The organism is Bradyrhizobium oligotrophicum S58 (assembly GCF_000344805.1).
GTDB lineage: Bacteria > Pseudomonadota > Alphaproteobacteria > Rhizobiales > Xanthobacteraceae > Bradyrhizobium > Bradyrhizobium oligotrophicum.
This window is the reverse complement of the sequence record NC_020453.1, coordinates 6,584,054-6,599,746: the sequence shown is the minus strand read 5'-3', so window position 1 is coordinate 6,599,746 and position 15,693 is coordinate 6,584,054. Positions and strand designations below refer to the sequence as shown.

Genomic DNA, 15,693 nt, shown 5'->3' with positions numbered 1-15,693 from the left:
CGAGCCCCGACGTCGCCGCGGATCTCGGGCGCAGGCCAATGAGGAACGAGGCCCCGAACCTGCCGATCGGAGCCGTGGCCGCGATCGCAACGCCGGAGATCAACGCGCCGCCGACCAGGGATGCGACGAACCGGAAGAACATGGTGCTGCTGATCCAGCTGCGCTGGATCGCGGTCGTCGGCCAGATCGTCACCATCGCCTTCGTCACGTTCTGGTTCGGCATTGCGCTGCCGATTATGCCGATGGTGGGCATCATTTGCGCGCTGGTGGCGCTCAACGTCGGCAGCCATATCTGGCTGCGCCATCGCGACGACGTCGGCAACCGTCATCTGCTGATCGCCTTGATGCTCGACGTGGTGGCGCTCACCTCGGAGCTCTATCTCACCGGCGGCGCCTCGAATCCGTTCACCTGCCTCTATCTGCTGCAGGTCACGTTGGGGGCCGTGCTGCTCGATGCGCGCTCGTCGTGGTCGCTGGTCGCGCTCACCGCGCTCAGCTTCATCTGGCTCACCATCGAGTACCGTCCACTGGCGCTGCCGCACCATCACGTCAGCGATCCCTTCAGCCTGCACGTCACCGGCATGTTCGTCGGCTTCGTGCTCGACGCCGTGCTGCTCGTCGTATTCGTCACCCGCATCAACCGGAATTTGCGCGAGCGCGACGCCAAGCTCGCCGATCTGCGCCAGCATGCGGTCGAGCAGGATCACATCATCCGCATGGGCCTGCTCGCGTCGGGGGCGGCGCACGAGCTCGGTACGCCGCTGGCGTCGCTGTCGGTGATCCTCAATGATTGGCGGCGCATGACGGCGATCGCGGCCGACCCGGCGCTCGCGGATGATTTCGCCGAAATGGAAGCCGCGGTGCAGCGCTGCAAGTCGATCGTCACCGACATCCTGGTCTCGGCCGGGCAGGCCCGCGGCGAAGGCTCGGCGCCGACGACGTTGAAAGTGTTCCTGACCACGCTGGTGGCCGAATGGAGCACGGCGCGCTCGGCCCGCAATCTGATGTTTCGCAACGAGTTCGGCTCGGATCCTGCGATCGTCTCCGACGTCGCGCTGAAGCAGGCCATCGTCAACGTGCTCGACAATGCCTTCGAGGTGTCGCGCGACTGGGTGGAGTTCGTCACCGAGCGCGACGGCGACATGCTGCTGCTGACGATCAGCGATCGCGGTCCCGGCTTCGATCCGGCCATTCTGTCGCAGCTCGGGCGGCCCTATCAGTCCAGCAAGGGACGTCCGGGCGGCGGTCTTGGCCTGTTCCTGGTGGTCAACGTGATCCGCAAGCTCGGCGGCAGCGTTTCGGCCTGGAATCACCGGGGACGGGGGGCGACGGTGCGGCTGTCGCTGCCATTGTCGACGCTTGTGATTGGAGAGCCCAGTGGAGATTGAACGCTCTCTCCTCATCGTCGAGGACGACGACGGCTTTGCGCGCACCCTGAAGCGCTCGTTCGAACGGCGTGGCTATGATGCGGTGATCGCGAGCGCGCTCGAGGAGGTCGACGAAGCGTTGAAAGCGAAGACGTTCGGCTACGCCGTGGTCGACCTCAAGCTCGGCAGCGGATCCGGCCTCGTCTGCGTCGAGAAGCTGCATGCGCACGATCCGGAGATGCTGATCGTGGTGCTCACCGGCTTTGCCAGCATCGCGACCGCCGTCGAGGCCATCAAGCTCGGCGCCTGCCACTATCTCGCCAAGCCCTCGAACACCGACGACATCGAGGAAGCCTTCCGCAAGGCGCAAGGCAACGCGCAGGTCGCGCTGGCCGAGCGTTCCACCTCGATCAAGACGCTGGAATGGGAACGCATCCACCAGACCCTGATCGAGACCGATTTCAACATCTCGGAGGCTGCAAGAAGACTCGGCATGCACCGCCGGACATTGGCGCGCAAGCTGGAGAAGCGGCCGGTGAAGTAGTGACAGTTAGTTAGTCGCACCGCAGCCGCCGCACGATCGGTGCGCTCCCTCTCCCCGTTCTTACGGGGAGAGGGTCGGGGTGAGGGGCAGCCGCACGGGAAGTGTGAATGGTTAGACCTGTACCCCCTCACCCGGATTACATCTTGCGATGCAATCCGACCTCTCCCCGCAAGCGGGGCGAGGTGCACCTGCGCGAGCCGCGAGATGTGGGCTCACATCAAGCTGAGAGCGATCTGATCATCACATCGGATGATGCGATAAATAAGCTGCAGTCTTCAGCACGACCATCAACGTCAGCAGGCCGCAGGCGCCGGTCAGCGCCAGTGCGAAGCGCGTGAGCTGGCCGAGCAGGGCCCGCGTCCCGGTATCGGCCCGCTGATCACGACGAGACCACGACGCGCGGTGAAGGTGGGCGTGAGGAGCGGTGAGAAGGGACATCTGATCCATCCGGCATGACAAGGTCGGCGAGCCGGCCTTCGATGCGATGGATATGCATCCGCATGCCATAGGAATGCGAGACGCGGCGAGATGCGGCCGCATAGGAAAGGCATAAGCGAGCTGCGGTGCTGGCGCACCTCGGATCGGCGCAGGTGACGCGCGACTACTCCGCGGCCTCGCTCTTGCCCTCGATCAGCAGGATGTCCAGGCTCTCGATCTCCTGCATGGCACGGCCGGCGATGCCCTGGAGGTCGCCATACAGCCCGGCCGTCGAATCCAGCACGCCGCGCAGCTGCTCCTCGCGCTTGGCCCACAGCCGCATCATGGTCTTGCGCTCGCGGTCGAGATCCGACTGCATCTCGGTGAAGCGCTCGACGATGGCGTCGATGCGGTGGCGGAAGCGCGGCCCGGTCAGGTACGCGTAGACCATCTCCATCTTGGTCTGCTGGCCCTCCTGCGCGAGCTTGCTGCAGGCGACGTCGATCAGCGACTGCCGCAGCGCCAATGACAGCGGCAGCGCGAAGCGCGGCTCGGCGACCCAGACGCCGTCGATCAGGTCGAATCCGTCGACGCCCTTCGGCAGCGCGGTCGAGACGATCAGCGCGATGTCGGCCTTCGCCGCGCGCAAATCGTCGCGCAGCTTCACCAGCCAGCCATCGCTCCAGTTCTTGGTGCGCTTGGACTCCCACAGGATCGCGCCGCAGGCCTGGCCACCCGGACCGATCACGCGATGGATCACGTCGCCACCGAACTCGCCCTTCGGCACCGGCTCGACCAGGTCGCGCGGAAACCGCGCGCGCAGCTGCGATTCCAGCTCGATCTCCAGCGCCTCGCCCTGCAGCTGCTGCGAGCCTTGCTCGGCCTTGCGGCGCAGCTCCTCGATCTGGCGCTGCATGCCGGCGATCTGGGTCTCCTTCTCGGCGACCTTGGCCTTCAGCGAATCCTCGGCTTCGAGCCGCGCCTTGTCGCGCACGGCGACGAGGCTCTCCTGCACCTTCTTCTCGATCGTGAGATCGATTTCACGGCGGGCCTCGTCGAGCTCGCGCTGCTTGCGCATCATCTCGGCCTGCGCCTTCTGCGCATCGGCGAGCTTGGCGTCCTTGCTGACGATGGCCTCGTGCAGCTCGGCCAGCTGGCGATCGCGATTGCTCATCTCATCGGCCACCGCCTCGCGCGCTTTCGCAGCCTCGGCCTGGGCGATCGCGGCGCGCTCGGCCTTCAGCTTGGCAGCGACCTGCTGGTCGATCGCGGCCTTGGCCTGGGCGATCTGCTCCTGCGCCGCCCTGAGCTGCGCCTCGCGGCGGCCGAAATCGGCCTCCTTGGCCTGGAGCTGCTTCTCGAACTGCCGGCGCGTCTCCGCGATCAGAGGCGCTGCGAGCTGCTCGGTCAGCTTGATCTCGGTGCGGCAGGAGGGGCAGACGATCTGAGGATCGGTCATGATTCGCATCCTTCCATGAGGGCCGAATCTAACCGGCCGCCGCGTGGCGTTTAACCCACGCGAACGGCTTATCCCACGCAATTATCTGCGATTCGCAGGGCCTCAGGCCCCGTGCGGCGTGACCTCGGCAGCCGTCGTCGTCTCCGGCGCCTTGATGCGGAACCAGGCGACGTAGAGCGCCGGCAGGAACAGCAAGGTCAGCACGGTGCCGACGATGATGCCGCCCATCATCGCGTACGCCATCGGGCCCCAGAACACCTCGCGGGCGATCGGGATCAGCGCGAGCGAGGCGGCCGCCGCCGTCAGCATGATCGGCCGCATGCGGTGCTCGGTCGCCTCGACCACGGCCTCCCACGGCGGCCGGCCTTCCTCGCGCAGATGCTCGATCTGCACGATCAGGATCACCGAGTTGCGGATCAGGATGCCGATCAGCGCCAGCACGCCGAGGATGGCGACGAAACCGAGCGGTGCACCGCTCGGCAGCAGCGCCGCGACGACGCCGATCAACGCCAGGGGCGCCACCGCGAACACCAGGAACAGGCGGTGGAAGCTCTGCAGCTGCAGCATCAGGATCGTGGCCATCGCGAACAGCATGATCGGCACCACCGCAATGATCGGCGCCTGGCTCTTGGCGCTTTCCTCGACGCTGCCGCCGGTAACGACCTGATAGCCGGCCGGGAGCTTGGCGTTGAAGGCTGCGATCTCCGGCTTGAGCTGATCGACCACCGTGTTCGGCTGCACCTGATCGATCACGCTGGCCTTCAGGGTCAGCGTCGGCTGCCGCGAGCGGCGCCAGATCTCCGGCTGCTCGATCTGGTAGCGCAACGTCGCCAGCGCCGCGAGCGGGATCGACTGGCCATTCGATCCGGACAGCTGCAGGTCGCGCAGCGTCTCCAGCGATTGCCGCTCGGTGGCCTTGGCGCGGCCGCGCACGTCGATCAGATAGATGTCGTCGCGCACCTGCGTGATCGAGGTGCCGTCGAGCACGCCGTTCAGCGCGTTGGCGATGTCCTCGGAGGTGACGCCGAGCTGCCGCGCCTTGTCCTGCAGCACGTCGACCTTCACCACGCGCGCCGGCTCCATCCAGTCGAACACGACGGCGCCGAGATGCGAATTGCCGCGCATGACGCCCGCGACCTGCTGGGCGGTCTCGCGCACCCTGGCCACGTCGGGGCCGCTGACGCGGTACTGCACGGGACGACCCACCGGCGGGCCGATGTCGAGCAGATGCACATAGGCGTCGGTGCCGGGGAAGGTCTTGGTCAGATAGGCCTGCAGCTTGGCGCGGGCGCGGTCGCGCGCCTCGAGGCTCTTGGTCACGATGATGACCTGGCCGAACGACAGGTCGGCCGGCTGCACGTCGAACGACAGCACGAAGCGCTGGGCGCCGGATCCGACATAGGTGGACCAATGGTCGATATCGGGATTCCCCTTCAGCGCCTCCTGCTCGAACTGCGCCATCTGCGCATTGGTCTCCGCGATCGAGGAGTTCTGCGGCAGGTTGAAGTCGATGACCAGCTCGTTGCGGTCCGAAGAAGGGAAGAACTGCTGCTGCACGAAGCCCATCCCGAACACCGAGAGCGCGAAGATCAGGATGGTGACGATGATGGTGGCCCAGCGGTTGCGCATGCAGGCATTGAGCGTGGCGCGGAACATCCGCGTCAGCCGGCCGCCCTCGGCGTGATGGCTCGGCAGCGTCGCGGGCAGGATGGTGACGCCGAGCAGCGGCGTGAACAGCACCGCGACGATCCACGACACCACCAGCGACACCGCGATCACGACGAACAGCGTGAAGGTGAACTCGCCGGCCGCGCTGTTGTTGAGGCCGATCGGAATGAAGCCGGCGACCGTGACCAGCGTGCCCGTCAGCATCGGGAACGCGGTCGAGGTGTAGACATAGGTCGCCGCCTTGCGCAAGGAATCGCCGACCTCGAGCCGCGCCACCATCATCTCGACGGCGATCATGGCGTCGTCGACCAGCAGGCCGAGCGCGATGATCAGCGCGCCGAGCGAGATGCGCTGCAGGGAGATGCCGGTATAGGCCATCACCAGGAAGGTGATGGCGAGCACCAGCGGGATCGAGATCGCGACCACGAGGCCGGCGCGGACGCCGAGGCTGACGAAGCTGATCGCGAGCACGATGATGACGGCCTCGTACAGCGCCCTGGTGAAGCCGCCGACCGCCTCATCGACGATCTTCGGCTGGTCGGAAACCAGGTGCACGCCGACGCCGACCGGCAGGTCGGCGATGACCTTGGTCATCTCCGCCTTCAGCGCATCGCCGAAATCCAGCAGATTGGCGCCGGCCTTCATGCCGATGGCAAGTCCGATCGCGGGCTGGCCGTTGAAGCGGAACAGCGACGTCGGCGGATCCTCGTAGCCGCGGGTGATGGTGGCGACGTCGGTCAGCGGGAAGAAGCGGTCGTTGATGCGCAGGTTGATCGCCTTGAGGCTCTCTTCCGAGGTGAACTGGCCGGAGACGCGCACCGCGATCCGCTCGGGGCCGGCCTGCAGCACGCCGGACGGCGAGATCGCGTTCTGCGCCTGCAGCGCGGTCAGGATGGTGCGCTGGTCGATGCCGAGCGCTGCGACCTTGCGGGTGGAGAATTCGAGATAGATCACCTCGTTCTGGGCACCGACGATGTCGACGCGGCCGACATTGGGCACCGTCAGCACCTTGGCGCGGACCTCCTCGACGCGGTCGCGCAGCTGGCGCTGGCTCAATCCGTCGCTGGTGAAGGCATAGATGTTGCCGAACACGTCGCCGAAGCGGTCGTTGAATCCCGGCCCGACCACGCCGGACGGAAAGTCGCCCTTGATGTCGTTGATCAGGTTGCGCACCTGCAGCCAGGTCGGGACGACGTCGCGCGCCTTGGTCGTGTCGCGCAGGTTGACGAACACGGTGGTCTGGCCGGGCACGGTCAGACTCTTGGTGTAGTCGAGCGCCGGCAGCTCCTCGAGCTTCTTCTCGATGCGGTCGGTGACCTGCCGCGTCATCTCCTCGGCCGAGGCGCCCGGCCATTTGGCCTGGATCAGCATCGTCTTGATGGTGAAGGATGGATCCTCCTCGCGGCCGAGATGCAGGTAGGAGAACAGGCCCGCGGCCATGAAGGCGATCATGAAATACCAGACCAGCGAGCGATGCTCGAGCGCCCAGTCGGAGAGGTTGAAGGATTTCACGGCTGAGATTCCTGATCGATGCGGATGGACTGGCCGTCCTTGAGACTGTGCACGCCGGCGGTGACCACGCGCTGCCCGGCTTCGAGACCGCCGGTGACGCGGACGCTGCCGTCCTCGTTGCGGGCGATCGTGATTTCCTGCCGCTTGACGGTCTTGCTGGCGGCATCGACCAGCCAGACGAAGCTCTTGTCGTTCTGCTCCAGGATCGCCGTGCGCGGCAGCTGGATGACGGTCCTCTGCTCGGCGTTGACGGTCGCGGTGACCGTGGTGCCGAGCCGCATGGTCTCGGGCGGGTTGTCGAGCGTAATACGGATGCGACGGGTGCGCGTGGTGGCATCGGCGCGCGGCGCGATCTCGCGCACCTTGCCGGTGGTGCTGATGGTCTGATCGACCTGCAGCCGCATCGTGAACGGCGTGCCAACCTGCAGGCCGCCCGCGATGTCGTCGCCGACATCGATGACCGCTTCGCGGACGTCGGGCCGTGCGACGGTGACGACGCTCACGCCCGGCGAGACGACCTGGCCGACTTCGGCGCCGACGGCCGTGACGATGCCGGCGAAATCCGCCTTCAGCTGCGCGTAGCCGAGCTGCTCGCGCGCCTTGGCGAGATTGGACTGCGCCTTGACGACGGAAGCCTGGGCGGCCGCGCGCGACTGCTCGGCGCTCTCCAGCGTTGCCTTGGTGGTGGCGTCGGTCTCCAGCAGCGTGCGTTGCCGGCCTTCGGTCCCCGTTGCATTGATCAGCTGCGCCTGGCTGCGCGAGACCTCGGCGGCCGACGCGCGCACCGCAAGCTCGAGCGCCGCCGGGTCGATGGCGGCCACCACCTGGTCCTGCTTGACCATGTCGCCGACGAACACCGGCCGCGCGATCAGCCGTCCCAGCACCCTAAAGCTCAGATCGGCCTTGTAGCGCGGCTCGATCGTGCCGGTGACGGTCGAGGCGTTGGCCGTCTGCCGCTCGACCTTCATCGACAGCACCGGCCGGACCGGCTCGGGAACTGCAGCCTTCTCGTTGCAGCCGGCGAGCAAAGCGAGCGCGCCGAACGGAATGGCACAACGCATCGGCGTCATCACGACCGCGTCTCCTCGTTGAATGTGATCTTTTGTCCGACGCTCAGCAGCTTGCCGCCTTCGGTGACGACGCGATCACCAGGCTTGAGCCCGGTGGAGACGACGAACGCTCCGGTCTCATAGTCCTCGATCGTGATCGGCTTGAGCGAGACCGACTTGTCGGCGGCATCGACCAGCCACACCGCGGGCGTCTTGCCGGCTGCGGTCAGCGCGCTCCAGGGCAGCACGATGCGCTGCTCCGGCTTGATGAAGCCGGTGACGCTCACGGCGCTGCCGAGACTCATCTCGGGGGGAGGATTCTCGATCGCCATCTTGACCCGCACCGTCCCGGATTTGGGATCGATGGTCGGCGAGACCTCGCGCACCTGTCCCTTGGCCGTCACCGAGGGATCCGAGAGCAGCGCCAGCGCCGCTTTGTTGCCGTCGAACTTGAGCGACAGCGCCGCCTCGTAGACATCGATCACGGCATCGCGGTCGCCGTCATGCGCGAGCGTGAACACCGATTGCGCGGCCTGTGCGACCTGACCGACCTCGATGTTGCGCGCGGTAATGGTGCCGTCGGCGTCGGCGCGCAGCTCGGTATAGGTCAGAGCGTCCTTGGCCGTGCCAAGCTGAGCCCTGGCGGATTCCAGCGAACCTTCCGCCGTGCGCAGGTTCTCCTGGGCCTGGTCGAAGGTCGCGCGCGTCGTGAAGCCGCTGGTCAGCAAGGTCTGCTGCCGGTTGAAATTCGAGGTCGCGACCTTGACCTGCGACTCCGCGGCGGTCACGGCGGCCTCGGCAGAATCCAAATCGGCCTGCTGCTCGGCCGGATCGATCTTGGCGAGCAATTGCCCGGCCTTGACGTGCGCACCGACCTCGACGAGCCGCTCGGTAACGCGGCCGCTGACCCGGAACGACAGGTCCGCGAGCACGCGCGCCTGGACATCGCCGGTCAGCGTGATCGACTGCCGCCGCTCCGACAGCTTCACGACCTCGGTTCGAACCATCCGGGATGGTTGCGGGGCCACGGCCGTCTTCTGCTCGCAGCCCGCAAGCAGCAGCCCGATCGCAGCACAGCCGATGACCAGCAGGCCTCGGCCTGAGCTGCTGGGATAAGGTGGAGATCGCGTCGATGAGATCATGGTTGCACGTTCGGGCCCAGAGCGGTGTTTGACGTTCGTCGAACCGGCTGCGGTCGTGGACCGTCGGCCGTCTTATACGCGTCCGACGTTGCGGGACGGTCGCTGCAGATCAGGCCGATGAACCCGGACCGGCTGTCGCCCGTTGGGATCACGGCTTCCGGGAACAAGCTGAGCATCATCCCCTTGACAGCGCGTGAATTAGACAATCGTTTCTAGAAAAAAATGTCTAGTAACATTCCCGTGGCGGGTCTAGGTTTGGGAGGTCCAGGGGCCAGCCGACCCGAGAGGAAGGGATTCAGGTCCCAGGGATCGGCTTTGCGGAAGATCGGAACGAGAGCTTGAACGAGACGTGCGACGGAAAGATGTGACGAATCCGAAAGCCCCGGCGCGGACCACGCCCCGTGCGCCACGGCAGGCGCGCGGGCGCGAGCGTCGCGAGCAGTTGCTGGATGCGGCCGCGACCCTCATCGCCGAATCCGGGCTCGCGGCCGTGAGCATGCACGCGGCCGCCGAGCGCGCCGGCGCCTCGATCGGCTCGGTCTATCACTTCTTCCGCGACAAGGATCAGATGCTCGATGCGCTCGCCGAGCGCCACGACGCAGAGCTGCAGCCGGCCTTCGACCGCGTGCTGCAGCGGAGCGATGCCGAATGGGCGGCATTGTCGCCTGCCGACATCATCGAGCAACTGATCGGGTGGGCGATCCGCTACTTCGTCCGCCATCCCGATGCGCTGGCGACCCTCGATCTGCACGACCAGACCATGCATGCCGAGTTCAAGGCCGTCATCGACCGCGTCATGCGCGCCAAGCTCGGCGAGGAGTTGGGTGCGCAGGCGGCGACCACTCTCGATGCCGTCGTGCTCGGCACGCTGCTGTTCACGCGTGAGCAGGACCCGCGCAGCCGCGACGTCGTCGTCGCCGCGTTGCCGGACATGATGGCCTCCTATCTGATCGCGCTGGAGGCGAAGCGGAAGCGGGCGAAGGGCTGAGGGGGAGTTCGGTCACGCGATCAGCGCGGCTCCTTGAACAGCCATTCGTTCTTTTTCCGGAGGATAGTCACCGGGCGCGGTGCGGCGTCTCCGACGGGCTTGGCCGACAGGACGATCTGATCCTCGCTGTCCCAGCGTTCGAATTCGTAGCCCCATTTGCCGTCGTCCGGCGTGCGATAATGCCAATCCTTCAAGGCTCGATCGTGTTTCGCCGCGACGATGTCGATGCCGTCAGGCGGGCCGGACGGACCGAGGCTGGACGCGGCCGACACGAGCCAGCGCTTTTCCGGCGAATAATGCGGCGGCGCGACGATGCCGATTTCATCTCCACTGTCGGCGCGCACCAGAAGCCAGTCGACGCCTTCCCAGTGGCCGCGCTCGATCAAGATCAGGTCATCGCCGGGGAAATAGCCGGTCAGCTGATACTTGACGCAACCTTTGGCCTCGTCGCTGGCACACTTGGCATCCTGATTGCGATAGACGCGCTTGCGGCCATTGCGAAAGGTCAATTGCAGTCCGGAGCCCTGGCGCTGCGCGAGATCCGGAATCTGGGCGAGACAGGCCGGCTCCGATCGATCGAGATCGCCCTTGCCGTTATCGTCAACGCAGCGCCCGTCTTGTGAGGGATGATCCACGACGGAGAACGGAGGTCGTTCGGCGCCGGCCACCACGCTGCTGATCAGACAGAAGAACGCGGCCGGTGCGGCCGCACGCATTTTTCTCATTGCAGGTGTCCCGCCGTCGAAGGTGTATCGACATGATCCACCGTCGGGATCGACAGCGGTCGAGAGTCGTCGATGAGCGTGGAGCAACGGCGACGCCGCCCCTGCCGTCTCTCGGGACCGCGATGGCGCTTGTTGGCCAGCCTTTCGACGAGCCAGGCGACGACGCCAACCGCGACGAAGCTCACGAGCAGGGAAATGCACAACAGCCCGAGATAGAGCTTCAGCACCGAGCTTGCGAAGCAGGCAAGCGCAATGAGCGCGACAATGGCCAGCCGGCCTTTGACGGAGATCGACATCGTGAGGGGCGTTTCGCTGAGAGCTGGTTGTTCACGTCACTCTAGCGGCATCTTCCGCGCGGCCAAGCCGCGTCCCGATCGGTGGTAAATTTTACTGCAAGGTCATGGCGACAATCGAACGGGCTCCAACTCGATCGTAGCTGGGCACATCGGAACGCAACTTCGCGTTGCGCGGGCCCGGTTGTCGTGGCGTCTGCTTCACGCATTCGTCGCGGACGCTGCAAAGAATGTTTCGACGAAGAGCGTCGCTCATAGATGTCGTCTCCGCCACGCGAACTGTTGCAGCGTGCATGCGCCGCGTCGTGCGAGCGCCGAGCCGGCGCTCATGACCACCGAACGGAATTTGAGGGACAAGGGCCAGTTCGGAATCGATCGCGACATGACGCGGTATGTGTCTCGGCATTCGCCGTGAAGACGGCGGTGCGATGAGGTACGATCCCGTCACACACTCCGCTGTCGTCCCGGACAAGCCCGCCGACGCAAAGCGTCGGCGAGCGCAGATCCGGGATCCATAGCCACCGGCCGCGATGAGGCGGGCAACGACCAGCAGCATCCCTTGATAGCATCCGCGCAATGGGTCCCAACGCTTTCGCTGGGACGCTCGCGGTGGAGCGGTTGTTGCGTACCAAACCCATGCTCGAGCCCGTGCCCCGAAAAACTGATTTCGCAAGTCCCTTCAACCTGATTTGGCCTGTCCAGTCCCTCAGCAAAAAATATTCTTCTTTCGTTTTATCAGAATATGTGGTTGTCTCTCGCCATCCCGCCTCGTGAAGAGGGACGTACGCGTCGTCACGATATGTGAGGTGGGGAGCGGTGGCTGCGAACGGCAGTGCGCGACGAGCGCTGTTCGGCGCAGACGTGAAATTGCGTGGTCCTGGCGCCCCGATGCTGGCGTCAAGTCTTGGGGATGATAATCCCCGAAGGCGACGGTGGCTAAACAGCCGGACACCGGGGAGAGCGTAACATAAGCGTGAAAACTGCCGCGCAGGGAGGGCCGGGTCTGTCCGGCTGTACCTGTGGTTCCTGCCCCGTGCATTTTTTTTCGCACGGGGGCCACGGGCCTCAGCCGAGGTCCGGCCTTCCCTGCGCCCTCTCGCTTGATGGAGGGCAGGTATGCCGCACGATCCGGGCGCATCGCGTCGCGGAGACGCGATGGTGCGTCTTCTTCCCGCCAAGATTTCAGAACGTACGAGTTCGCTCTGGCGAATGGTCTCGACGAGACCTGCTGTTTGACACGTGAAGCAGGACAGCGAAGGTGAGCTGCTATTGCGCGCCGGCCCACGCCGCCAGCACAGCGCGCTCCTCGCCGGTGATCTCGGTGATGTTGCCGGGCGGCATCGCGCTCGACCACGCCGCGTTGCGCGCGATCAGCCGCGCATTGCGCTGGATGTTGTCGGTGCTGTCGAGCAGCACGCCCTTGGGCGCCGTGACGATGCCGTCCCACACCGGCTCTGCCGCATGACACATGCTGCAGCGGGAGGTCACGATCTCCTCGACCTGGGCGAAGGCCGGCTGCGCGCTCGCGGCCGCCTTGGCGTCGCGCGGGCCGGCGGCCGACAACAGCAGGATCGCGATCATGCCCGCCGCCGCCACGCCCCACACCCACCACGGCGATGGATTGCCCTTGTGGCGCTCGTTGAAGAAGTGCCGGATCACAGGACCGAGCGCCAGCACGATGGCGACGATCGCCCAGTTATAGCGGGTGCCGAACAGCAGCGGATAATGGTTGCTGATCATCAGCACGACCACCGGCAGCGTCAGATAGTTGTTGTGGACCGAGCGCTCCTTGCCCGCCTTGCCGAGCCTGGGGTCCGGCGTTTCGCCTCTGAGCAGCGCGGCGACGATCTTCTTCTGGTTGGGGATGATCAGCGTGAACACGTTGGCGACCATGATGGTGCCGATGATGGCTCCGATCTGGTTGAAGGCGCCGCGGCCGCTCAGCACATGGGTGAAGGCGAAGGTGAGCGCGACCAGGAAGACATAGCCGCCGATCGCGAACGGCAGCTCATGCTTCGCAAGCCCGCTGCGGCAGGCCGCCTCGTAGAGCAGCCAGGCCAGCGCCAGCGAGCCGAAGCTGAACAGGCCGGCCTGAACCGGCGTGAGATCGAGGATCGACTTGTCGACCAGGAACAGGTCGGCGTTGAGATAATACACCACGATCATCAGCACGAAGCCGGACAGCCAGGTGGTGTAGGCCTCCCATTTGAACCAGGTCAGCTCGCTCGGCATCTGCGCTGGCGCCACCAGATATTTGACCATGTGGTAGAAGCCGCCGCCATGGACCTGCCAGGCCTCGCCCATCACGCCCTGCGGCGGCCCCTCGCGCGGCTTCAGGCTCAGATCCAGCGCGATGAAATAGAACGAGCTGCCGATCCAGGCCACCGCAGTGATTACGTGCAGCCAGCGGAAGATCAGGCTCAGCCATTCCGATATGATCGAAGCCCACATCGCGCGCTCATCTCCTTGTGCAGGTCATTGGAGCAAATATCTCGCCGCTTGCGCGATGCACCTCGCCCCGCTTGCGGGGAGAGGTCGGATTGCATCGAAGATGCAATCCGGGTGAAGGGGTACAGGTGTTTCCACGAATACCTCCCGTGCGTCTGCCCCTCACCCCAACCCTCTCAGCGCGAGCGAAGCTCGTCGCGCCCCCGTAAGACCGGGGAGAGGGAGTGCACTGTTCGCGTAGCAAAGGACACGGATCATCATGCGCGCATGATGAGGTAGACTTCGAGGTCTCGATTGCGTTCAATGCGGCTGGTAGTGACGCGAGGCGGTTGTGATGAAGAGACTGGGTCTGATCATTTTGGTAGCGGTGCAGACTGCACTGACGCAAGCGGCAATGGCACAGACGGCGCCCGCGCCGAAGGGAAACACCAAGCGCGCCGATGCCTGCGCGCCGATCGGGCGCACCGAGGACGGCAAGCTCGTCTACTCGATGAAGTGCGAGAGCATCCCGAAGCCGGTCGCGCCGCCGCAAGCCGCAGCCCAGCCGGCGCAGTCCGCGCCGGCCGCCGAGCCAGAGCCCGAGACCGAGCGGGGCGGCCTGTTCGGCTGGTCCTACGATCGCCGGCCCAAGCAGTAGCGCAGCCATCCGTCGCCTCACACGTGCTGCGCCGACGATGCGGCGGAGGCCGCGTCGGCCTCTGCCGTCTTGCCGCTGCCCAGCCCGTTGAAGAACGCGTTCAGCAGCACGGCGACGATGGCGCACAGCAGGATGCCGGAGTCCAGCAGCGGCTGCAGCTCGCGCGGCAGGTTGTGGAAGAAGCCGGGCGCGGCGAGCGGGATCAGGCCGAAGCCGACCGAGATCGCGACGATGAACAGGTTGAAGCGGTTGGTCTTGAAGTCGACATTGGCGAGGATGCGCGCGCCGGTCGCCGCGACCATGCCGAACATCACGAGCCCGGCGCCGCCGAGCACGACCTGCGGCACGGCCTCGACGAGCGCGGCCATCTTCGGCAGCAGCCCGAGCAGCAGCATGATGACGCCGCCGGTGATCGTAACCCAGCGCGAGCGCACGCCGGTGACGGAGACGAGGCCGACATTCTGCGAGAACGAGGTGTAGGGGAAGGTGTTGAAGATGCCGCCCAGGAGTGTGCCGACGCCGTCGGCGCGCAGGCCGCGCGACAGCGCCTCGCGATCGACGGGCTTGCCGGTCATTTCGCCCAGCGCCAGGAACATGCCGAGGGATTCGATCATGACCACGATCATGACGATGCACATCGTGATGATCGGCACGGTGTGGAATTGCGGAATGCCGAACTTGAAGGGGAACACCAGTGCGCCCCAAGGCGCAGCGGCGACCTTCTCGAAATGCATCACGCCCAGCACGGTCGCCAGCATTGTGCCGGCGACGATGCCGAGCAGCACCGAGACGTTGGCGACGAAGCCGGCGCCCCATTTGATCAGGCCGAGAATGAACAGCAGCACGAACAGCGCGATGCCCAGGCCCTGGAGCTGGCCGTAGTTGGGATTGGGGAAGGCGCCCTGCACGCCGTCGACGATCTTGTTGATGGTCGGCAGGCCGCCGCCCGCCCAGTTGATGCCGACCCGCATCAGGGAGATGCCGATGATCAGGATGATGGTGCCGGTCACCACCGGCGGGAACAGCGGCAGCAGCCGGCTGACGAACGGCGCAACGATGATGCCGAAGATGCCGGCCGCGATCACCGAGCCGTAGATGCCGAGCAGTCCAACTTCGGGGGAGGTGGCCATCGACAGCATCGGGCCGACGGAGGCGAAGGTGACGCCCATCATCACCGGGAGCCGGATGCCGACGCCGGGGAAGCCGATGCACTGCACCAGCGTGGCAAGGCCGCAGGCGAACAAATCGGCGCTGATCAGGAAGGCGACGTCCTCCGGCGGCAGCTTCAAGGCGCGGCCGATGATCAGCGGCACGGCGACGGCGCCGGCATACATCACCAGCACGTGCTGCAGCCCGAGCGCGAGCAGCTTCGGCACCGGCAGCATCTCGTCGACCGGATGAATCTTGTCGCTCATGTCTCCCCCCAGATCGTCCCCATGATCGT

The 15,693-nt window shown here is 65.7% G+C and carries 13 protein-coding genes; 4 read left to right on the top strand and 9 right to left on the bottom strand.

Features of this window, described 5'->3' with window-relative positions; translation table 11 throughout:
- Positions 1–38: 38 nt before the first annotated feature.
- Together S58_RS28510 and S58_RS28505 are read left to right on the top strand one after the other, a co-directional pair.
- Complete coding sequence (locus S58_RS28510; RefSeq protein ID WP_015668883.1) at positions 39–1,388, top strand: ATP-binding protein; 1,350 nt, start codon at positions 39–41, stop codon at positions 1,386–1,388.
- On the top strand, positions 1,378–1,911 hold the full coding sequence (locus tag S58_RS28505; RefSeq protein ID WP_015668882.1) for a response regulator transcription factor: 534 nt from the start codon (positions 1,378–1,380) through the stop codon (positions 1,909–1,911). The genes S58_RS28510 and S58_RS28505 overlap by 11 nt, the downstream gene beginning before the upstream one ends.
- Positions 1,912–2,151: 240 nt before the next feature.
- Here S58_RS28505 and S58_RS28500 read toward each other — a convergent pair whose 3' ends face one another.
- The 5 genes from S58_RS28500 to S58_RS28480 form a co-directional block, all read right to left on the bottom strand.
- Positions 2,152–2,349 carry a hypothetical protein gene (locus tag S58_RS28500; protein WP_144058407.1) on the bottom strand — a complete coding sequence of 66 codons (198 nt, stop codon included), beginning with the start codon at positions 2,347–2,349 and terminating at the stop codon, positions 2,152–2,154.
- A 163-nt stretch (positions 2,350–2,512) separates the two neighbouring features.
- Positions 2,513–3,787 (bottom strand): DUF2130 domain-containing protein, encoded by a 1,275-nt coding sequence (locus S58_RS28495; RefSeq protein ID WP_015668881.1) that lies wholly within the window; start codon positions 3,785–3,787, stop codon positions 2,513–2,515.
- A 102-nt stretch (positions 3,788–3,889) separates the two neighbouring features.
- Entirely contained in the window at positions 3,890–6,967 is a 3,078-nt protein-coding gene (locus S58_RS28490; RefSeq protein WP_015668880.1) for an efflux RND transporter permease subunit, read from the bottom strand.
- Positions 6,964–8,037, bottom strand: coding sequence for an efflux RND transporter periplasmic adaptor subunit (locus S58_RS28485; protein ID WP_015668879.1), 1,074 nt, complete (start codon positions 8,035–8,037; stop codon positions 6,964–6,966). Before S58_RS28485 ends, S58_RS28490 begins: the two co-directional genes overlap by 4 nt.
- Complete coding sequence (locus tag S58_RS28480) at positions 8,037–9,158, bottom strand: efflux RND transporter periplasmic adaptor subunit (protein WP_042340279.1); 1,122 nt, start codon at positions 9,156–9,158, stop codon at positions 8,037–8,039. The genes S58_RS28485 and S58_RS28480 overlap by 1 nt, the downstream gene beginning before the upstream one ends.
- 349 nt (positions 9,159–9,507) lie before the next feature.
- Here S58_RS28480 and S58_RS28475 point away from each other — a divergent pair, with 349 nt between their 5' ends.
- Positions 9,508–10,146, top strand: a complete 639-nt coding sequence (locus S58_RS28475) for a TetR/AcrR family transcriptional regulator (RefSeq protein ID WP_042340278.1) — start codon at positions 9,508–9,510, stop codon at positions 10,144–10,146.
- A 20-nt stretch (positions 10,147–10,166) separates the two neighbouring features.
- Here S58_RS28475 and S58_RS28470 read toward each other — a convergent pair whose 3' ends face one another.
- The 3 genes from S58_RS28470 to S58_RS28460 all read right to left on the bottom strand — a co-directional run bounded on the left by S58_RS28470 (position 10,167) and on the right by S58_RS28460 (position 13,615).
- Positions 10,167–10,862, bottom strand: a complete 696-nt coding sequence (locus S58_RS28470; protein ID WP_015668876.1) for a hypothetical protein — start codon at positions 10,860–10,862, stop codon at positions 10,167–10,169.
- Positions 10,863–10,867: 5 nt separating this feature from the next.
- Complete coding sequence (locus S58_RS28465; protein ID WP_015668875.1) at positions 10,868–11,167, bottom strand: hypothetical protein; 300 nt, start codon at positions 11,165–11,167, stop codon at positions 10,868–10,870.
- Between the two features lie 1,263 nt (positions 11,168–12,430).
- Entirely contained in the window at positions 12,431–13,615 is a 1,185-nt protein-coding gene (locus S58_RS28460) for a urate hydroxylase PuuD (RefSeq protein WP_015668874.1), read from the bottom strand.
- A gap of 331 nt (positions 13,616–13,946) precedes the next feature.
- On the opposite strand from S58_RS28460, the gene S58_RS28455 reads away from it, so the two are divergent.
- Positions 13,947–14,249, top strand: coding sequence for a hypothetical protein (locus tag S58_RS28455; RefSeq protein ID WP_015668873.1), 303 nt, complete (start codon positions 13,947–13,949; stop codon positions 14,247–14,249).
- 17 nt (positions 14,250–14,266) lie between these two features.
- Here the strand turns inward: S58_RS28455 and S58_RS28450 are convergent, their stop codons facing one another.
- Entirely contained in the window at positions 14,267–15,664 is a 1,398-nt protein-coding gene (locus S58_RS28450) for a nucleobase:cation symporter-2 family protein (protein ID WP_015668872.1), read from the bottom strand.
- Positions 15,665–15,693: the final 29 nt, after the last annotated feature.